We start from the raw sequence: 21,086 nt of genomic DNA, 5'->3' as shown, positions 1-21,086 counted from the left end.
GCATTATATACTCTCCTGTTTTTAGGACATTTTAATACCTTGGAACGTTCACCAACATGACCTGAACCAAGATAACTTTTATCTTTAGATTGAAAAAACTTTGAAATGAACATCAAAGGTCACTGTTATCCAAAATATATAATTCTTCAGGCAGTATATTTCAAATTAAGATTTACATTGAGTTATCGAGGCGTTGAGGAGATAATGAAAATAAGAGGTGTTCCGGTTGATCATGCGACGATCCAGCGCTGGGTATGCAAATTTGCTCCGTTTATTGAGTCACAGATGATGATGAGAAAGCGCCGAGTTGACACGAGCTGGAGAATATGGATGAAATCTATATAAAAGTCAAAGGTATTTGGTGTTACTTGTATAGGACTATTGATAAATCAGGAAATACAGTAGATTTTCTTTTAACTAAAAGAAGACAAAGAATGAGTGTCCAATCATTTATGATTAAAGCTATTAATAATAACAAAAGTCCAAAAATCATCAATATTGATAAAAGCGGTTGTAATACCAGTGCTATAAAAGTTTATAACAAACGTTCCTTAATTTCCCAAAAATCCAAAAATGGCATAAGGTCATGCTTTAAACACAGCAATATTAATAGTTTCGCCACACAGTAAAAATTGTTAACACCACTATATTTCAATATTTTACATTATATAATTTTTAATATGTTTAGCTTGAAAAAAAATATTTAAAAAAAAATGAACGTTGTTCAAAAAATATACATACATTTGCAAAAGAATATTATTTTTATGAGTACAGCAGAAAGAAAAGCACGTGAAAAAGAAGCCTTAAGATCACTCATTTTAAAAGGAGCAAAAAAGCTCTTTTTAGAAAGAGGAATTGAACAGACTACTATTCGAAATATTGCCGATGAAATAGACTATAGCGTGGGAACCGTATATGTCTATTTTAAAGATAAAAATGCCATTCTCCATGATTTGCACTCTATTGGTTTTCAGGAACTAGGAGGGTATTTTAAAGAATTATTCGCGATTGAAGATCCAATGGAACGCCTAAGAAAAATGGGCTTTACGTATATAAAGTTTGCCATGGAAAATTCTGAAATGTATGATTTGATGTTTAATGTTAAAGCACCAATGGAATTTCTTGAAAACTCTGAAAAAGAAGGATGGAATGAAGGTGTTGATACCTTTGGAGCTTTAAAGACTACTGTGGAAGATTGTATGAGTAAAGGACATTTTGAAGGGCATTTATCAGAACCATTGTCATTTATGATTTGGAGCTTAGTACACGGAATGTGCTGTCTTGAAATACGCCAGAGAACAAAAGGTGTGAAATTTTCTAATCCCGATACAATTCTGTTTGACGGATACAATGAATATTTAAAAATAATAAAGAAACTTTAAAAATTTTTTGATTTAAAAAATGAACAACGTTCAATTAAAAAACAATGTATAATATGATAAAAAAAACACTAACTCTGACACTGGTCTTATTTGGATATCTGGGATATTCACAGAGTAAGCTTGACGGCTATATTGAAGTCGGGCTAAAAAATAACGAAGTAATAAAGCAACACAACTTTGATATTAACAAAAGTATGTATGCCTTAAAAGAAGCGCGCTCCCTGTTCTACCCTACCGTTTCCTTAAACGGAAGTTATACCAGGGCTGAAGGAGGAAGAACAATTGATATTCCGATTGGTGATATGCTGAATCCGGTATACAATACCCTGAATCAAATTACAAATTCGAATGCTTTTCCGACTCTGGAGAACCAGTCTGTTCTAATTAATCCGGATAATTTCTATGATGCTAAAATTCATACCACAATGCCTTTACTGAATTTTGAAATTATCTATAACAAGAGAATCAAAAACCAACAGACTTCATTACAAAAAATAGAGCTGGAAATATATCAAAGGGAATTAGTCAAGGAAATAAAAACAGCCTACTACAAATACCTCCAATCGGTTGAAGGAATTAAAATTTATGAGGATGCTTTAGCATTGGTTAAGGAAAACCAGCGAGTAAACAAATCCTTATTTAAAAATGAAAAGATAAACCGTACGGCTGTCTTGCGAAGTGATAATGAGGTAATACGTATACAGGCAAACCTGGAAACGGCAAAACAAAACAGTAATAATGCCAGGTCTTATTTTAATTTTTTACTTAATGAAAAGCTGGATGCAGTAATTGAAGTCGATGAAAATGAAGCGCCACCAATTGACGCTGTTTCAGAAAATACCCAAAACAGGGAAGAATTACAAAAACTTACCCAGGTAAAAGAAATAAACGATAATGTAAGCAAACTTACGCAGTCGTATTGGTTTCCAAAGGTAAACGGGTTTGCTGATTTTGGAATTCAGGATTTTGATTTTGAAGTAAACAAACAATCACGTTACTATTTTGCAGGAGTAGGTTTGGAATGGAATATTTTTTCAGGCAACAAAAATAAATTCAAACTCAAACAAACAGAAGAAGACAGTAAAAAAATCAGTTCGCAGATCGATAACGTAAAACAGCAGTTATTGCTTCAGTTTCAGGTTTCACAGAATAATTTAAAATCCGCTTTGGAGCAATTCTACGCCGATAAAAATCAAAAAGAATCAGCCAAAAAATATAATGAGGATATAACCAAATTATACAAAGAAGGTCAGGCCATCTACATTGAACTTCTGGATGCACAAAATCAATGGGTAAATGCCCAGCTTAATACCAATATTGCCCTTTATAATTCCTGGATCGCTTTTGCAGAATTAGAAAGAGCCAATGCAACTTTTACTTTTAATTAATCAAAAAAATAATAATTATGAAAAAATCATTAATACTATGCCTTCTTGTCTTTCCTCTTTTTTATGCTTGTAAAGAAGAAAAAAAAGAACATACACCATTCGAAACTGCTGATATTATTCCAATTAAAACAGCAACTGTTCAATCTTTGGCACTTACAAATAATATAAGTGCATCAGGATTAGTAACCACAGAAAACCAAGCCAATTATGGTTTTAAAATAGGTGGTGTAGTGAGTCGAATTTATGTTGAAGAAGGCCAGTTTTTTAAAAAAGGCCAGCTTTTGGCAGCCTTAGATGCAACCGAAATTAATGCCGGTTTAAATCAAACGGATTTGAATGTAAAAAAATACGAACGTGATTACAACCGCGCCAACAATTTATACAAAGACAGTGTATACACCTTAGAACAGCTTCAAAACACAAAAACAGGTCTTGACATTGCTAAAAAGCAGAAAGATGCTGTTGCTTTTAATGCGCGTTATGCTAAAATATATGCTGCTGCCGATGGTTTTGTAGCCAGTAAGATAGCTAACGAAGGGGAAGTAGTTGGCGCCGGATCTCCTATTCTGGCAATAAATGAAACAAACAAAAATAACAACTATTTATTAAAAATCGGTTTGACAGATAAAGAATGGGCATCAACAAAAATTGGTCAGAAAGCAACCGTTACTCTTGATGGTTATCCCGAAGAGTACTTTGATGCCTTTGTTTTTCGAAAGTCACAGTCTGCAGATGCGGCAGTAGGTTCTTTTCAGGTAGAATTGAAACTGAATATGAAAAACAGTAAACCGGCAGTTGGTATGTTTGGGAAAGCCGAAATTAAAGCAGAAAATGCAGAAGATTTTATCATCATCCCTTATAATTCACTTATTGAAGCAGATGGAAACAAAGCCTTTGTATTTATAGCAGCCAATAACAAAGTAAAACGTCAGCCTGTTACGATTAGTAAATTTGAAAATAACAAGGTATTCATAAAGGACGGCCTTCAGAAAACAGATCAGATAGTGATCTCTAACAGTGCTTATCTAAACGAACAATCGACGATCAAAATCATTAAATAACTAATAGTATGAAAATTACAAACTTTGCCGTCAAAAATTATCAGTTTACACTGATCATATTTCTTCTGGTAGCCGTTGTGGGGTATCTTACCTTATTTTCGATGCCAAGATCAGAAGACCCTTCCACTCACCCGCCCCAGTATCTTATTACGGTTATTTATCCGGGTACCAGTCCAAAAGATATGGAGGAACAAGTTGTAAAACCTATCGAAAATAAAATTTACGGACTTGAAAACATTGATAAAATATTAACTACCGTTGAAGATGGTGTAGCCGCTTTTCAGGTAAAATTTAAATATGGCGTAGACGTTGATAATAAATATCAGGAGATATCTACTGAAATGAATGCGTTGAAAAACAGCGAACTTCCAAAGGATATTTACCAGATTAAAACCGAGAAAATTGCATCTTCAGATGTGAAAATTCTTCAGGTAGCATTAGTCTCAGAAAATGCCTCTGACAAAAAACTGCGTGATGAGGCTGACAAACTGAAGACAAAAATAGAAAAAATTACCAATCTTAAAGATGTAAAATATGCTGGAATTCCTGAGCAGGAAATTCGTATTGATTTGCAATTGGATAAACTGGCACAATTAAAAATTCCGTTAAATCTCGTGATGGGAAGCTTACAAAGTGAAGCAGCCGATATTCCGGGAGGAAGCATCGATCTTGACAGCAAAGTATTTAATGTAAAAACCAGCGGTAAATTTAAGAACGCAGAAGATGTTGCCAATACCGTTATTTACAATGCAAACGGAAAAATAATCTATATGAAAGATGTTGCCGAAGTGGGCTACAAATCTCAAACAGTAGATCATATTACCCGTATAAACGGACACCGATGCATTTTGGTTACTGCCGGAATGAAGGACAATGTAAATATTACCGATGTTCAGAAAGAATTTTCACCAATCGTAGAAGAATTCTCGAAAGACTTACCTCAAAACATCAAGCTGATTAAAAACTTTGATCAGGCTAATATGGTATCACAGCGTTTAGGGCATTTGGGCTTTGATTTTGCACTTGCAATCATTTTAGTTATTATTACATTGTTGCCATTAGGGTCAAGAGCATCTCTAATAGTGATGATCTCGATACCATTATCATTGGCTTTGGGACTGATCGCAATGAATGCTTTAGGGTATTCCTTAAACCAGTTAAGTATTGTTGGATTAGTGGTAGCTTTAGGATTATTGGTGGATGATAGTATTGTGGTGGTAGAAAACATCGAGCGCTGGCTTAGAGAAGGACATTCTAAAATGGATGCCGTTTTAAAAGGCACAAAACAAATAGGAATTGCTGTTGTGGGATGTACGGCAACACTTGTTATTGCCTTTTTACCACTGGTTTTTCTTCCTGATGTTTCGGGTGAATTTATTAGAAGTCTTCCAATGGCGGTTATTACAAGTGTATTGGCTTCTATGATTGTAGCCTTGACATTAGTTCCATTTTTGGGAAGCAGATTTTTAAAAACACACGAACACGGAGAAGGAAATGTCTTTCTTCAATATTTGCAAAAATTCCTTACCAGAAGTTACAGAGATATAATGCCTAAAGCATTAAAATTCCCAAAAACAACTATTGCTATATCTATATTTTTAAGCATTACCGCTTTTGGATTGTTTAAGGCAACCGGATTTAAATTATTCCCAACTTCTGAAAAACCAATGTTTTTAATTAATATAAAACTACCGCTGCAGGCAAATATATCAGAGAGTGACAGGGTTACAAAATTGATAGAATCTGAATTAAAAAACCATAAAGAAATTGTGTTTTATACTGCCAACGTTGGTAAAGGGAATCCGCAAATTTATTACAATGTACATCCACAAGACAGAAAACCCGACTTTGCTCAGATTTTTGTTCAATTGGACGATGAGGCAAACCCTAATGAAAAAACAGCTTTGATTGAAAAACTTAGGGAAAAATTTAAAACGATGCCCTATGCCAAGGTTGAAGTTAAAGACTTCGAACAGGGAACACCTCTTGAAGCAAATATTGTAGTGAGACTGTTTGGAGAAGACCAGGAAGTTTTACGTAAATTATCTTCTCAGGTAGAAAATATTTTACGAAATCAGGAAGGAACGGTTTACATTAATAATGAGTTGAATACGTATAAAACAGATGTTAAAGTAAAAATCAATAAAGAAAAAGCAAGAACACTTGGCGTATTAACAAGCGAGGCTGATAAAGTAATTCGTCTTGCCGTGGCAGGATTAACTGTTGGAGATTATATAGATGACCGTGGCGATGCACGAAATGTTACGCTCACACTCCCAAGAGATAAATTTTCTAATCTCGATGCACTTAAAAATTTGTATGTAAATAATATTCAGGGAACGCCTATTGCACTAAACCAAATTGCAACAATATCTTTTGAAACTTCGCCAACAGCAATTAATCATTTCAATAAATCGCGATTTTCAAAAGTAACGGCATTATCAGGAAAGGGGTATTATGCTAATGATCTGCTGGTAGAGATTATTCCTAAATTGGATAAACTGAAAATGCCAAAAGGATATTATTATAAATTGTCCGGAGAAAAAGAATCTGAAGGTGATGCTTTGGGAGGAAATTTTCTAGCGGTAATTATTCTGAGCACGTTCCTTTTCATTGGTGTATTGCTGTTGCAGTTCAAAACATTCAAAGGAATAATAATTGTACTTTCTATTATCCCGTTAGGCGTTTTAGGAGGTGTTGTATTACTGCTTATTACCGGAAGTCCTATGTCATTGGTCGCTATTATTGGTTTTATTGGTCTTTCCGGAATTCAGGTTAAAAATTCGCTTCTTTTGGTAGATTTCACCAATCAATTGCGACTGGAAGGACATTCAATTGATGAAGCCATTGCTATTGCCGGAGAAACCCGTTTTTTGCCTGTGGTACTGACTTCCATTACGGCAATCTGTGGTCTGATTCCTCTTGCATTGAACTCAAATCCTTTAATTGCACCATTGGCCATTGTATTAATTGGAGGACTAATAAGTTCTACCATTCTTTCCAGAATTGTGACTCCTGTGATGTATAAATTGATTCCACCAACAATTGAGGAAGTATAGGCGTTTAAATCAATAATAACTTTCCAAAAAAAGTGATATAATAATCCTGGATATAATAAAAATTTGTAAAAATAAAAAAATAAAATTATTACTACTTTTACCTTTCATAGGGATTAATATTGCACATAATCAAACAAATAATTAAAATAATAATTCACTAAAAACTACAATTATGAACTTCAAAAATGTAAAAACACAATCCGTAAATGTTGGAGGAACAGATTTCTATTATCGCAAACTTGGCGAAGATAAACCAGGCTTACCAATAATTTTTCTAAATCACTTAACCGCTACAATGGATGATTGTGACCCGAAAATTATGGAAGGCTTCGCTTCCGAACATCCAATCATTTGCTTTGATAATCGAGGCATAGGTTCTACAGGAGGAGTAACTCCAAAAAACGTTGCAGAAATGGCTACAGATGCAATAGCTTTTATAAAAGCACTCGGTTATCAAAAAGTTGACCTTTTCGGGTTTTCATTAGGCGGTTTCATCTCACAGGAAATTTTACTTCGTGAGCCACAACTTGTACGCAAAGTAATTCTTGCTGGTACCGGACCTGCTGGTGGTGCTGGTATCAGCAAAATGACACCCGTAGTTATCAAAGATGTAATCAAAGGGAATTTTACCTTCAGAAATCCAAAATTCTATTTATTCTTTAACAGCAATGCCAATGGACACAAAGCGGCAAAAAGCTATCTTGAAAGGCTAAAAGAAAGAAAAGAAAATAGAGGCGAGAAATTGAAAATGAAACACCTGACACATCAGCTCGAAGCAATAAAAGCTTATGGATTGCAAGCTCCGCAAGACTTATCAGTAATTACACAAGCTGTCTTAGTTGTAAACGGTGACAACGATAAAATGGTTCCTGCCAGTAATTCATACGAATTAAAAAATCGCATAAAAAATTCAGAGATAATTATTTACAAGGATGCAGGTCACGGTTCAATATTCCAAAACCATGAAGATTTTGTAAAAAGAGCATTAGAATTTATAGCAAAATAAGATGGAAAACAAAAGACTTCAACTACTTCAAAGTTTGGTTGGTAAACCCTTTTCAGAAAGCCCGTCCCCATTCGCCAAATGGCTGAATGGGACGGTAGTTTCTGTTGATGAAAATTCAGTTGAATTTCAATTTGAGGTAAGAAAAGAGATGACCAATCCTGTAGGAATGCTTCATGGTGGCGTTATTTCGGGTATGATAGACGATTGCATGGGCGTTACATTTTTTATTTTAGGTTTGGAATACTTTTATCCTACCATAAACCTAAATGTAGAGTTCTTCAGTTCAGCTAAAGAAGGAGAAACAGTAACCGTTCAAACCAAAGTTGTAAAAAAAGGAAAAACAATCATAAACTTAAAGGCAGAAGTGATGAATGAAGAACAAAAAGTAATTGCTTTTGCAACTTCTAATTTAGCAGTCAGCCAAATAAAAATTCCCTTTTAAATGGAAACCTATAAAAAAGGTAAAAAATAATATTGTACTACTATTGCAAGAGTTCTAGTAGTACCTCAACAATTATAAGCATCGGATAAAACTCAAATATATTTGCTATGGAAAATTATGATATAGTAGTAATCGGATCTGGACCAGGCGGATACGTGGCCGCCATACGGTCTGCCCAATTGGGGTATAAAACTGCGATTATAGAAAAATACCCTACTTTAGGAGGAACTTGTACCAATGTAGGTTGTATTCCTACCAAAGCCTTATTAGACAGTTCCGAACACTATGCTCAAGCAACTCATAATTTTAAAGAGCACGGAATTGAAGTTGAAGAAATTAACTTAAACTTTCAACAATTTATCGCACGTAAAAATAATGTAATCTCTCAAAATACGAGAGGATTGAATTATTTAATGGATAAAAATAAAATTACTGTCATCGAAGGCAAAGCTCAATTTTTAAGCAACACCTCTATTAAAGTCATTAAAACGGATAATTCAAACCAAGAAATTCAAGCCAAAAACTTTATAATAGCAACAGGATCCAAACCTGCTTCTCTTCCTGGAATTACAATCGATAAAAAAAGAATAATCACCTCCACCGAAGCTTTAACGTTGAGCGAAAAACCTAAAAGTATGATCATCATTGGCGGTGGAGTCATTGGAGTTGAAATGGCATCAATTTACAATCGAATTGGAACTAAAGTAACCATCATCGAATATGCCAATGAACTAATTACCACCATGGATCGTGAATTGGGAGCAAACCTACGAAAAACACTTATCAAGGAAGGTATTGATATTCAGTTGAATAAAAGCGTCTATAATGTAGAAAACAAAGACAAACAAGCCATCGTATATTATAAAGATGAAAATCAGTCCGAACATAAGCTGGAAGCTGAATATGTATTGATGGCTGTAGGACGCAAACCCTATACGGAAGGGCTGGGGTTAGAAAACACCACTATCCAACTCGATGAAAAAGGAAGAATTATAACCAATGAAAAACTGCAAACCACTGTACCTTCAATTTATGCCATTGGAGATGTAGTAGCAGGTCCAATGCTTGCTCACAAAGCGGAAGAAGAAGGTGTCTTTGTAGCAGAAATCATAAACGGACAGAAACCACATATCAACTATAATAGAATTCCTGGAGTCGTTTATACTTGGCCCGAAGTTGCTTCTGTAGGCTATACCGAAGAAGAATTAAAAGCTAAAGGCATTGAATACAGAAAAGGAAAATTTCCATTCTCTGCAAGTGCCAGAGCTAGAGCTTCTATGGAGAAAGAGGGCTTTGCTAAAGTATTATCAGAACCCAAATATGGTGAAGTGCTTGGCGTTCATATTATTGGGCCCAGAGCCGCAGATTTAATTGCTCAAGCAGTTGTGGCTTTAGAATATGAAGTAACTGATAGAGATATGTTCAACATATCTTACGCACACCCTACCTATTCAGAAGTATTAAAAGAAGCCTATATGATCGCTTCTGGACAACCAGCAATAAATATTTAGAATAAATAAGCAATATGCAATCTAATAAACAGCATAATAGTTTTAATAGACATCATTTTTTAATTCTCTTGCAGAAAGTCAAACTGTTTTGGTTAAAACAGAATTAATCAAATTAGAAAAAACAATTATTCATTTCAATGCGGTAGTTACAAATCAAAATAACAGCAGAATTGTTGCTAAAGCAAGTTCTAATCTGGCGGTTAGTTCTACTAAAATACCTTTTTAAAATTCCGATCAAATTTTTAATAGAAAAACCGTTGGATGAAATTAGTTTTTAATGATAATTTTTCGTCAGTTCGAGTGATTTTCGATAGAAAATTGTATCGAGAACAAGAAAGATTTCATTAAAAACGGTTCTCGATACATTTTTTGTTCCGTTTTACTACACAAAAAACACTCGAACTGACGTTTTTAATAATTTCACCCAACAGGTTAAAAAAAAATATGTGATTACAGCCACAATAGGGCTTAACATAATGTGCAGTTCTTATTTGCATATCCTAAATACCTTTAATAATTGATACGATTTCGTTAAAACGTTTCATTATTACCCACTTTTGTATCATACTATTTATCACCAATTGATGGAAATTTGTCTCAATAATTAAAACAATAAAATAATAGTACAATGAAAAAGACAATTTTTATAACAGGTGCATCCCGAGGATTCGGTAAAATTTGGGCTGAAGCTTTTCTTAAACGTGGCGATAATGTTGTAGCAACAGTAAGAAATACAGAATCATTAAAGGATTTAGCATCAGAATATCAGAAAAATTTATTGGTCTTACAATTAGATGTAACCGATAAAAAGGCATCCTTTGAAGCAATTTCAAAAGCAAAAAGCCATTTTGGAGCAATTGATGTATTGATTAATAATGCAGGATACGGACATTTTGGTGCGATTGAAGAATTGGAAGAGCAGGAAATCCGTGCACAATTTGAAACCAATGTACTTGGACTGATTTGGCTTACGCAGGCAGTTATTCCTATTATGCGCGAACAAAAATCGGGTCATATCATCCAGCTTTCAAGTGTTTTGGGGGTTATTGCATTGCCTACTTTAGGAATTTACAGTGCTTCCAAATTTGCTGTTGAAGGTTTGACTGAATCTTTGGCTGCAGAAGTTGCAGGATTCGGAATCAAAGTCACTCTTGTAGAACCAAATGGTTATGAAACCGATTTTGCTGCATCTTCTGCAGTACAAAGTAAACCTTTGCCACAGTATGATGCCGTAAGAACAGCACTTTTCGCAGGAAACAAAGAAGAAGATAATGGCGTGCCTGAAGCGACTTCAGAAGCTGTTTTAAAACTGGTAGATGCAGAAAACCCTCCATTAAGATTGCTTTTAGGCAAAGCTGGTGTTCAATGGACTAAATATGCTTATGGCGAACGTTTGAAAATCTGGGAAGAATGGCAGGACGTTTCTGAAGCGGCACATGGAAAATAAAGTTTAAATTTGCAGAATCCGATTCTTCGGGTTCTGCTTTTCTTTTAAAATTAAACAGATGAATCATTTCGATAAAATAAGTAGTTACAATCAGGCTATCGGACTTAAAGCTCCCGAACATCCGTTGTTTTATATTTCGCGGGGCAATATGGAATGTTGTAATGTTGGCAAGGATTCTGAATTTACGGCTGATTTTTATATCATTATTTTTAAAAAGGTCGAATCGGGAAGCATGCAATACGGAAAAACAAAATACGATCATAACCGAGGGAAAATGTCATTCATCAAACCAAGGCAGATTACTGGATGTAAAAACATTCGTTTAGAGGAAGACTGTTTCGTAATTCTTATTCACGAGGATTTTTTATCTGGAACAACTATGCATAATGAAATCAAGAAATATGCTTATTTTGAATATGAAGTAAATGAAGCATTGCACCTTTCGCCCAGTGAAGAAGAAACAATTTGGAATCTGGTGTATGCGATGGAAAAAGAATATCATAACAATACTGATGATTTTAGCAAAACCATTATTCTCAGTCATCTTGACACGATGCTTAAATATGCACAGCGCTTTTACAAACGACAGTTTATCAATCGTGAGGAATTATCCGGGGCAACATTTACAAAGTTTAATGATATTCTTTCTTCATATTTTGAAAATAGAAAAAACAATGATTTAGGACTTCCTACTGTTAGTTATTTGGCGGAAAAATTGAATATTTCTCCACGTTACTTGAGTGATATGCTAAAACAGGAAACCGGAAAAACTGCTTTGGAGCTTATTCATCTCTATTTGATTTCAGAAGCAAAAAATTTATTGAAAGAAGGAAAAATGAATATTACTGAAATTTCTGTTTCTCTGGGATTTGAAAATCCTACTTATTTTTCCCGTTTGTTTAAAAAAGAAGTTGGAATCCCACCTAATATATTCAAAGAGCAAAGTTTAAATTAAGTGATTAAACATGAGTTTGATCAATTCTGTTAGAATACTTGATGGAAGCATATAACACTTTTTACTTATTTGATATTAAGTAAAAATCCCTAAGTCGATATAAAAGTTCCTCAACTAAAAGAACTAAAATATATTAATAATAGAATCTACTGAGTGTAATTCAAAACAATTACACCCAGCGGGTTACTAGAATCACAAACTAATTTCCTTTGTTTCTAGCTCCAAGAATATCTAAAATCATCATAAAGAAAGAATTAGAAATCTGGCTACCCATCCAATTACAAATAAAATTTCGGCATTAAAACTGGGGAACTTTAGCCAAAATTTATGCTGTTGAGCAGAAAGGTTCTTGGCCAGAAACAGGAATATCATTCAAGGAAATTTAACAGTAGTACAGTGCTAAATAAACTAACTCTATACTAATGCAATTTATGATATTAAGATGTCCTCCCACTACTTTTTCATAATCTTAAATGATTTTTTCTCGATAGGTGTCTGAACATTTAAAATGTAAATTCCCGATAGGTAAACCGTTAAATCAATATACTTTTCTGTGGCTTTCATTAAAATACTACCGTCATTACTCCTTATGAAGTCAGAGCATCAGAGATTGAACGGTAGTCAGTACTTTGATCTGAATGTCTCGAGACGAATAAAAATTGTTTTTTTTTTTTAGAAATGTCGAACCAAAAATTGACTACGCAATTTGGGTTACTGAAGAAGAATTAACAAATATTGCAATCAGCAATAATAAAATGTAGATTTTTCTAAATCCAGAATAAAGTAATAGTTCCAAAATTTAATACTGCTAATGAAATTTATTGAGTCCTCAATAAGGCCTATTACTTTTGTTCAATGGCCAGATTTATAATATTTGAGCACTATTTTAGATATATATTTAAAAATAACACATTCAAGTACAATATTGAATACATTTCCAGCCATTTTAATTTTTTCTTAATTGATACTTTTACACCGCAGTATTATGTTTATTATTGAAAAGATTATGACAAATAGAGATAATCTATTAATCAATAAAGAATTTAATTTTCAAGCTTATACTATTTTAGTAAAAAAATGAACGCATTTATATTTAGGAATCATGCCTTCTTTTTACTGTTTCCATATATTTTTACATTAAGAAAAATTATTAATCCTGTTTTTTTGTAATCAATATTGATATAAAACAAGCCGAATGATACTCAGAGTTTCGAAATAAATTAATTATGAAATAATCGCAAAAGAAAATTGGTCGCAAATACCAATGAAGATATGCGAATTAGATATGACCAATAAAAAAAATATCACCTATGAAAGGAAATAAAATATGTTTAGGCTTAATCACCGGATTGGTATTCGCATCTTGCGCTACTAAACATTACAAAAAGACGGATAATGGCATAATTGTAAACATAAGCCATCCTAAAGAACACCAATTAAGCAAATTACGGTTACAGGTTTTAGGAAATGATTTGATTCATGTGTCTGCAACACCAGAAAATGAATTTCCAAAAGATTCTAGTTTAATTATTGTGCCTCATATTGACAATGTTTCTTTTAACGTTTCTAAGGAAAAAGATTCTATTAAATTAGTTACCGAAACTTTAAATGTAATGATTTCCCCAAAAGATGGTGGCGTTAAGTTTAAAGATAAAAACGGAAAACTTATTTTGTCCGAAAGTGCCGGTGGTGGTAAAACATTCAGTCCGGTGGAAGTTGAAGGGACTAAAGGGTATGCAGTCCGCCAAATTTTTGAATCACCAAAAGATGAAGCTTTTTATGGCTTAGGGCAGCATCAATCAGACGAGTTTAATTACAAAGATAAAAGTGAAGAATTATTTCAATACAACACTAAAGTTTCTGTACCATTTATTATTTCCAATAAAAACTATGGTCTTTTATGGGATAGTTATTCATTAAGCCGTTTTGGGGACAGCCGTCCTTATGAACAATTAAATGCTGTTTTTAAATTATATGATAAAAATGGTGAAGCTAATAGTTTAACAGGTACTTATAATACACCTGATAATGATAAAATAAATCTGGTTCGAAAAGAAGCATCTATTTTCTTTGAAGATGTCAAAAGTTTTAAAAACTTACCGGAAAATTTTCCTTTAAAAAATGCTAACGTCACTTATGACGGTGATATTGAAGCACCACAAAATGGAGAATACAAATTTACTTTGTATTATTCCGGTTATGTTAAAGTCTATTTGAATAATCAATTAGTAGTTCCAGAGCGTTGGAGAACCGCCTGGAATCCTAACAGCTACAAATTCTCAATGAATTTAGAAGCCGGAAAACGAGTTCCTTTACGAATAGAATGGAAACCAAATGGAGGTACATCTTACTGCGGATTAAGAGTAAGAACCCCTCAACTAACTGAAGAAAAAAGCAATCAGGTTTGGTGGAGCGAAATGAATAAAAAAATAGATTATTATTTTGTTCATGGCAATTCTATGGATCAAATAGTTAAAGGATACCGTACTTTGACCGGAAAAGCTCAAATTATGCCAAAATGGGCAATGGGTTATTGGCAAAGTCGTGAGAGGTATAAAACCGAAGACGAAATTTTGAGCAATCTTAAGGAATTCAGAGAACGTAAAATTCCGATTGATAATATTGTATTGGATTGGAATTACTGGGAAGAAGATTCCTGGGGGAGTCATCAATTTGACCCAAAACGTTTCCCTAATCCAAAAGCGATGGTAGATTCTATCCACGCAATGAATGGCAAAATGATGATTTCGGTATGGCCTAAATTTTATAAAACTACCGAACATTTCAAAGAATTTGACCAAAAAGGATGGATGTACCAACAAGCCATAAAAGATAATGTTCGTGATTGGGTTGGTCCAGGCTATGTAGGTTCTTTCTATGATGCTTATTCAAGCGGTGCGAGAAAACTATTTTGGAAACAAATTTATGAAAATTTATATCCGACAGGAGTTGATGCATGGTGGATGGATGCCAGTGAACCAAATGTACTGGATTGTACAGATATGGATTACCGTAAAGCATTGCAGGGACCAACCGCTTTAGGCCCGGCGACAGAATATTTCAATACCTATGCTTTAATGAATGCTGAAGCCATTTATGATGGACAACGCAGTGTAGAACCAAATAAGCGGGTGTTTTTATTAACCAGATCAGGTTTTGCAGGATTACAACGTTATTCAACAGCAACATGGAGTGGTGATATTGCAACACGCTGGGAAGATTTGAAAGCACAAATTTCGGCAGGTTTAAACTTTGCAATTAGTGGTATTCCATATTGGACTATGGATATTGGCGGATTCTGTGTCGAAGATCGTTATGTAGAGGCTCAAAAGGAATATGATAAAAATGGAATAGAAAATTCAGACAACAAAGAATGGAAAGAATTGAATACACGCTGGCATCAATTTGGTGTATTTGCACCATTATACAGATCGCATGGACAATTTCCTTATCGTGAGCCTTGGAATATAGCCCCGAAAGGGCATCCGGCTTATGAGTCTATTTTGTTTTATGACAATTTGCGTTACAGATTAATGCCATATATCTATACCATGGCAGGGATGACTCATTTTGACGATTATACGATTATGCGTCCATTAATTATGGATTTTTCTAATGATAAAAAAGTTGTCAATAGTAATGATCAGTTTATGTTTGGCCCAAATTTTATGGTCTGCCCCGTTTATAATTATGGTATTCGTAAAAGAGATGTATATTTTCCTGCGGGAATTAATTGGTATGATTTTAATACCGGGGATTATATTAAGGGAGGTCAAACTTTATCAGTAGATGCACCATACGGCCGCATTCCACTATTTATCCCTGAAGGAGCCATTATCCCTGTTGGACCAGAAATACAATATACCGATGAAAAACCGGCTGACCCTATTCTTCTGTATGTATATAAAGGCAAAAACGGAAGTTTTAATTTATATGAGGACGAAGGTGTAAATTATAATTATGAAAAAGGATTCCATTCCAGCATTCCAATCAGTTATAATGAAACAAATAGTGTCTTAACTATTGGCGAGCGTAAAGGAGAATTTAAAGGAATGTTAAAAAACCGAAAGTTTGTTATTATAGTTGTAAGTAAAGAAAACCGTAAAGCTTTTGTATATGATGCTCAGGGGCAAGTTGTCAATTATGATGGGCACCTGCAAACCATTACATTAAAATAACTGCAAAACCATAAAGCAAAATAAAAATAATCGAAATGAAAAATAAATTAATCATTTTATCTATTGCCGTTTCATCATTTATTGTTGATTCTTGTAATAATGGTAATGTATCACCTACAGAAGGGAAAACTGAAATAGTATATAAAGGAAAAGAAATGACGACGGAGTATGATGCAGAAATTGAGAAATTGATTTCTCAAATGACCCTGGAAGAAAAAATAGGAATGCTGCACGGAAACAGTATGTTTAGTACAAGAGGAGTTGAACGTTTAGGTATTCCCGAATTAAAAATGGCCGATGGTCCCCTGGGAGTCCGCGAAGAAATTTCATTATTATTTTATCTGGAAATGGTAGTCATGCTAAATGAGGTGCTCACTCCCCACCTTTCCTTTACCCGCGAGACAATGGAAAGCCAAATGGAATCAATGTGGTGGTGGATTCTCCCTCATGCTCCAAAAGCGCTTGAAATTCTTTTCACAGGAAGAGAACGTGAGTTCCTGACTTATTTTCTCCAAGAATTCTATCAAAGGAATTGGGAGAACTTGAAATAAATGGTTTAGTAAGCAGAACTGTCTGCGACACTAAACCAGTCACAGCAGAACATGCTCTAACCCCTTATAGTGAAACACTTACCGAAGTTGTTTTAGCACTACATAAATGGGGAATAGAACATCGCAAAAATGTGGTTGAAAATAAAATTATAGTTGAGAAGCACTAATTTTAAGAATAGCTTCTTAGTTAAAATCTTTATATAAGACAGCCTCTTTTGGTTAATTCAATTTTGAAAAAGAGCCTCCATAATTTTGGCATAAATTTCAGTGTTCTGATACACTCCCCTAAAATTTTGAGCTCCGGACCCATAAGCAAAAACCGGAACAGGTATAGCTGTATGGTCATTTGTACTAAAACTTCCATGAACATATCCTTTTGTTATACTGCCGTCGATTAATGATAATCCGCCTGTTTCGTGGTCAGCTGTTACAATCAATAGCGTTTCAGGGTTTTTATCTACAAATTCCATAGCTTGCCCTACCAATTTGTCAAAATCAAGCATTTCGCGAACCACATATTCTAAATTATTTTTATGTCCGCCATGATCAATTTGTGCACCTTCAGCCATAATAAAAAATGGATTTTTTGTTTGAGAAAAAACACTTGTTGCTTTAGCTAAAGATTTGGTTAAAAAATCTCCCCTTCCCTCTTTTATAGAAACGACCGCCGAATCATCTAAAACTATAATTTTATTGTTTTTAATGGTATCCAAACTGATGAATTTCTCCGAAAAAGTATACCCTTTTTCAATCAGTAATTTAGTCAAGTCTTTTCCGTCTTTCCTCGCTTTAAATTCATTTAGTCCGCCACCTAACAAAATATCAGATGGATTGCTTAAAAAATCATTGGCTATTGGCTCACCGTAACTTCTTTCAGGCTGATGTGCGTAAAAAGCCGCGGGAGTTGCATCGGTTATATTTCCTGAAGAGATTATGGCCGTTTTAAAATTTTTCTTTGCTAACTGCTGTATAATTAATTCTAAGGGTTTTCCATTTTCATCCACACTAATAAATCTGTTATTGGTTTTGTTTCCTGTTGCCATCGCTGTTGCTCCGGCTGCCGAATCGGTAATATAACTATCCAATGCTTTCGTAATTGAAAATCCTTGCGTAGGAATATTAAAGAGACTTAATTGTCCCTTGTTAGCTGTGTAACCAGCATAAATCTGAGCTAATCCCATTCCGTCACCAATAAGAAGAATCACATTTTTTGGCTTCTTATTAAAGAAAGCTACCACGTTTTTAGGCATATATGCTGTATGGAATTCTGTATTTTGATAAAATGCTGTTTTAATATTATTGATAAATTGTGCCAGTGCCACAACATTATCCGTGCCAATAAAATCAACTTTTAAATTCATCAAAGTCATCCATGTATTGACATTGTCCTGCGTGTCCCAGAATCTAATTTTTTTATGCTGATCATGTACTTTTTTAATTGCTGTTTGCACTTTTTGCAAATCAGCTTGTGTCAAACCACCTTTACCATTCCATATGGCTAGCTTTTTTAAATCCTCACTGATCATTTCAACGCGGGACAATTCTTCCGGCGAATAATTTTCATTAAGTCTTCCGTCAAAATAGATAAATTCCGGATATGCTGGCCAATACTGTGGCAAAGGCCTGTTCCCTGAAATAACAATTTTCACATTTTTGTTTGAGATTATTTCCGGAAATGCTTGTAACTGCTGCACAATTGCTCTTAGGGTAACATCGGCATCAGACTTAATATCTATCATCAAAATTAAAGGCTTATTATCAGGATAGACTTTGCCTCCCAGACTTTTTAATTTATATGAAAGCGTCTCAAGATATAGACTTTTTAGCGTATTGTCCTGCGCAATTTCTTTTGAAGTATGGGCGACAAACAGCTCATTGTTAATTAAAAAAACATCCGCTTCGATGACGCCAGCCTCATTAGAATACGCTCCATAAAAAGGCAGTGAAGATGCATAATCATTATGCGAATGAATATTAGAAGAATTGTATTCCTGTGCTTCTGTAAACAGGAAAAATTGGAGGCAAAAAAGGGTTATTATTTTTTTCATCGAAAATAGAAGTTTATTCATTTGCAAAGCCGTAGGTAACTTTGGATAGAATTTTATTTATTACAGTAGTATATAATTTGTCTTTTATCTCTTTTTACAACTGCAGACTTGAGGTAAGCCTGCAGTGTAAAAACTAACAAACAAAACAAAACAAAACAAAACAAAACAAACATTACCAGTGTCTTTTATCAATTTGACTTCCAACTGGCATTTTTTTAATACATTATTTGGTAAAAAATTTGAAGGCTGATTAGTATTTCTTCAAAGAAAGCTAATAGCCCTCAAATTAAATTAAATATATAATTATCTGAATTAATATCCCTGATTTTGTATTAAATATCCGGGAGTATTAGACGCACCATCAATTGCTACCTGAGGAATTGGAAACAATCTATGATTCACATCAGTATCTAACTTTTCTGTCCATTTATCTTCATAATGTCCAAAACGAATTTGATTGGTTCTTCTTAAACCTTCCCAATAAAATTCAAAACCGTATTCTCTGTACAAAATATCTAAATTGATTGACGGAAGCGCTACAGGAATTGGAGCACGAGCGGTTCTGGAGGTTCTTACTTTATTCATATCGGCCAATGCCCCTGAATTATCTCCTTTTCGTAATTTAGCTTCAGCACGCATCATAAAAATTTCAGCATATCTAAGCAGTACCATGTCTACACTGCTGAAATAATTTCCATCGGGAGAAGTATGGCTAAATTGGTATTTAGACACTCTATATCCAGCAGCATGCATACTGCCTTCCTTAGTGAAATCAACTTTCAGAGTAAGATTCACATAACCTACATTTTTATCAGGTCCATTTCCTTTTATCTGTTTAACAGGATAAATTCTGTAACCGCCGTCACATTTAAAAAAAGCTCCATTAGCATCTTTTCTTGGAGACCAAGGAATACCTCTCAGGATTCCTCTGTCTATTTCAAAGGTCTCAGCTTTTACACAATAATAATGATCCTGATCGTTTAATGGTGAAAATCCTGTAAGATCTTTTAAATTTGCCGGTACTTTTGCATTATTTTTGTAAAATCGGGAATCAGCATCTGCAGGATCTACATTGCCATAGGCACTAACCCATGTTTGATAAAAATCTGATGTTATAGCCGGTCCATCTGTTCCATCTGTCTCAATTGATTCAGGTCTAGCGAACATTGATCCTGGTATTGACCAATATGCCCAACGATTGTGCTCATCTTTTAAAACACCACGCTGATCTATTGCAAAGATTAATTCTTTATTTGAATTGTTAGCATCATCAAATAAATCAAAATACTCAGAAGATAAACTGAATTTACCTGAATTTATAATATTATCTGTATACTTAATGACCTTATCCATATCAGCATCAGTAAATGTTGGTTTACCATAAGGATCACGGTAAACAGCCGCATTTAGATTCAATCTTGCAAGAAGCCCCCAAACTGCAGCCTGAGTCATTCTTCCTGGTCCTTTAGTAGTATTAATAACATCGGCTACAGACAATAACTCACTTTCTATATAAGAAACAGCATCTTGCCCTCTAAGTATTTCTGAAGTACTAGCTGATGATTCTTTTTTAAACACAAGTCCCCAGCTGTCTAATGTCTGCATATTCAAATATGCTCTCAGTGCTTTCATTTCATATAAAGCTCCTTTAGCTTCTGTATTTCCTCCCGCAGCAAGAGGAGTCAATACTTCAATAGCAGATAAAGTTCTGGAGATGTTTTTAGTAAGAGCATTCCAAGTACTTGCAACCAAGTCATTGGTAGAAGTCGTTGTATGTGCGTGTACTGCTAAGTATTTACCTCCATCATACCAGTCTGTTCCTCCTCTGTAAGGCAAAATACCTTCGTCGCTGGCAACTAACTGCAAACCAAAATTGTTTGTATGATACCATGTAGATTTTAATTGTCCATAAGCGGGAGCAATTGCTCCGCTAATTGCTTCTGCCTTTCCTGCGCCGTTTAAAGATTCATCAAGCACTTTTTCTTCTAAGTCAGTACAGCTCCAGTTAAAGAATAAACTGAATGCAAGACCTGCTACTATTATTTTATTTTTCATGTT

At 34.3% G+C, this 21,086-nt stretch carries 15 protein-coding genes; 13 read left to right on the top strand and 2 right to left on the bottom strand.

Annotated features, from left to right (window positions below; all coding sequences use genetic code 11):
• The first annotated feature begins 326 nt into the window (after positions 1-326).
• From AC1DVP_RS01890 to AC1DVP_RS01830, 13 genes are all read left to right on the top strand, one after another.
• Positions 327-629: a DDE-type integrase/transposase/recombinase gene (locus tag AC1DVP_RS01890; RefSeq protein ID WP_477181862.1), complete on the top strand. Its 303-nt coding sequence runs from the start codon at positions 327-329 to the stop codon at positions 627-629.
• A 135-nt stretch (positions 630-764) separates the two neighbouring features.
• Complete coding sequence (locus tag AC1DVP_RS01885) at positions 765-1,382, top strand: TetR/AcrR family transcriptional regulator (RefSeq protein ID WP_477181861.1); 618 nt, start codon at positions 765-767, stop codon at positions 1,380-1,382.
• 53 nt (positions 1,383-1,435) lie between these two features.
• Positions 1,436-2,770 (top strand): TolC family protein, encoded by a 1,335-nt coding sequence (locus tag AC1DVP_RS01880; protein WP_477181860.1) that lies wholly within the window; start codon positions 1,436-1,438, stop codon positions 2,768-2,770.
• Between the two features lie 17 nt (positions 2,771-2,787).
• On the top strand, positions 2,788-3,831 hold the full coding sequence (locus AC1DVP_RS01875) for an efflux RND transporter periplasmic adaptor subunit (RefSeq protein ID WP_477181859.1): 1,044 nt from the start codon (positions 2,788-2,790) through the stop codon (positions 3,829-3,831).
• 8 nt (positions 3,832-3,839) lie between these two features.
• Positions 3,840-6,890 carry an efflux RND transporter permease subunit gene (locus AC1DVP_RS01870; protein ID WP_477181858.1) on the top strand — a complete coding sequence of 1,017 codons (3,051 nt, stop codon included), beginning with the start codon at positions 3,840-3,842 and terminating at the stop codon, positions 6,888-6,890.
• 172 nt (positions 6,891-7,062) lie between these two features.
• Entirely contained in the window at positions 7,063-7,896 is an 834-nt protein-coding gene (locus AC1DVP_RS01865; protein WP_477181857.1) for an alpha/beta fold hydrolase, read from the top strand.
• A 1-nt stretch (position 7,897) separates the two neighbouring features.
• Positions 7,898-8,338 carry a PaaI family thioesterase gene (locus AC1DVP_RS01860; RefSeq protein WP_477181856.1) on the top strand — a complete coding sequence of 147 codons (441 nt, stop codon included), beginning with the start codon at positions 7,898-7,900 and terminating at the stop codon, positions 8,336-8,338.
• Positions 8,339-8,445: 107 nt separating this feature from the next.
• A complete protein-coding gene (gene lpdA / locus AC1DVP_RS01855; protein ID WP_477181855.1) occupies positions 8,446-9,849 on the top strand; it encodes a dihydrolipoyl dehydrogenase in 1,404 nt (467 codons plus the stop codon).
• Between the two features lie 628 nt (positions 9,850-10,477).
• Positions 10,478-11,296, top strand: a complete 819-nt coding sequence (locus AC1DVP_RS01850) for an SDR family NAD(P)-dependent oxidoreductase (protein ID WP_477181854.1) — start codon at positions 10,478-10,480, stop codon at positions 11,294-11,296.
• Between the two features lie 58 nt (positions 11,297-11,354).
• Positions 11,355-12,251, top strand: coding sequence for a helix-turn-helix domain-containing protein (locus tag AC1DVP_RS01845; RefSeq protein WP_477181853.1), 897 nt, complete (start codon positions 11,355-11,357; stop codon positions 12,249-12,251).
• Positions 12,252-13,561: 1,310 nt separating this feature from the next.
• A complete protein-coding gene (locus tag AC1DVP_RS01840) occupies positions 13,562-16,429 on the top strand; it encodes a TIM-barrel domain-containing protein (RefSeq protein WP_477181852.1) in 2,868 nt (955 codons plus the stop codon).
• Between the two features lie 35 nt (positions 16,430-16,464).
• On the top strand, positions 16,465-16,980 hold the full coding sequence (locus AC1DVP_RS01835; protein WP_477181851.1) for a hypothetical protein: 516 nt from the start codon (positions 16,465-16,467) through the stop codon (positions 16,978-16,980).
• Positions 16,962-17,147 (top strand): winged helix-turn-helix transcriptional regulator, encoded by a 186-nt coding sequence (locus tag AC1DVP_RS01830; RefSeq protein ID WP_477181850.1) that lies wholly within the window; start codon positions 16,962-16,964, stop codon positions 17,145-17,147. Before AC1DVP_RS01835 ends, AC1DVP_RS01830 begins: the two co-directional genes overlap by 19 nt.
• A 57-nt stretch (positions 17,148-17,204) precedes the next feature.
• Here AC1DVP_RS01830 and AC1DVP_RS01825 read toward each other — a convergent pair whose 3' ends face one another.
• Complete coding sequence (locus AC1DVP_RS01825) at positions 17,205-19,028, bottom strand: alkaline phosphatase (protein ID WP_477181849.1); 1,824 nt, start codon at positions 19,026-19,028, stop codon at positions 17,205-17,207.
• Positions 19,029-19,340: 312 nt separating this feature from the next.
• Positions 19,341-21,083, bottom strand: coding sequence for a RagB/SusD family nutrient uptake outer membrane protein (locus tag AC1DVP_RS01820; protein WP_477181848.1), 1,743 nt, complete (start codon positions 21,081-21,083; stop codon positions 19,341-19,343).
• Between the last annotated feature and the right edge of the window lie 3 nt (positions 21,084-21,086).

Source organism: Flavobacterium sp. P3_A6 (genome assembly GCF_056403035.1).
Note: the sequence above shows the minus strand (reverse complement) of the source record. Positions and strands in the feature narration are given on the sequence as shown.

Bases quoted from the DNA above. Each gene is read 5' to 3' on its own strand.
- AC1DVP_RS01890 (WP_477181862.1), top strand. From the start codon at position 327: ATGGATGAAATCTATATAAAAGTCAAAGGTATTTGGTGTTACTTGTAT.
- AC1DVP_RS01885 (WP_477181861.1), top strand. From the start codon at position 765: ATGAGTACAGCAGAAAGAAAAGCACGTGAAAAAGAAGCCTTAAGATCA.
- AC1DVP_RS01880 (WP_477181860.1), top strand. From the start codon at position 1,436: ATGATAAAAAAAACACTAACTCTGACACTGGTCTTATTTGGATATCTG.
- AC1DVP_RS01875 (WP_477181859.1), top strand. From the start codon at position 2,788: ATGAAAAAATCATTAATACTATGCCTTCTTGTCTTTCCTCTTTTTTAT.
- AC1DVP_RS01870 (WP_477181858.1), top strand. From the start codon at position 3,840: ATGAAAATTACAAACTTTGCCGTCAAAAATTATCAGTTTACACTGATC.
- AC1DVP_RS01865 (WP_477181857.1), top strand. From the start codon at position 7,063: ATGAACTTCAAAAATGTAAAAACACAATCCGTAAATGTTGGAGGAACA.
- AC1DVP_RS01860 (WP_477181856.1), top strand. From the start codon at position 7,898: ATGGAAAACAAAAGACTTCAACTACTTCAAAGTTTGGTTGGTAAACCC.
- lpdA (WP_477181855.1), top strand. From the start codon at position 8,446: ATGGAAAATTATGATATAGTAGTAATCGGATCTGGACCAGGCGGATAC.
- AC1DVP_RS01850 (WP_477181854.1), top strand. From the start codon at position 10,478: ATGAAAAAGACAATTTTTATAACAGGTGCATCCCGAGGATTCGGTAAA.
- AC1DVP_RS01845 (WP_477181853.1), top strand. From the start codon at position 11,355: ATGAATCATTTCGATAAAATAAGTAGTTACAATCAGGCTATCGGACTT.
- AC1DVP_RS01840 (WP_477181852.1), top strand. From the start codon at position 13,562: ATGAAAGGAAATAAAATATGTTTAGGCTTAATCACCGGATTGGTATTC.
- AC1DVP_RS01835 (WP_477181851.1), top strand. From the start codon at position 16,465: ATGAAAAATAAATTAATCATTTTATCTATTGCCGTTTCATCATTTATT.
- AC1DVP_RS01825 (WP_477181849.1), bottom strand. From the start codon at position 19,028: ATGAAAAAAATAATAACCCTTTTTTGCCTCCAATTTTTCCTGTTTACA.
- AC1DVP_RS01820 (WP_477181848.1), bottom strand. From the start codon at position 21,083: ATGAAAAATAAAATAATAGTAGCAGGTCTTGCATTCAGTTTATTCTTT.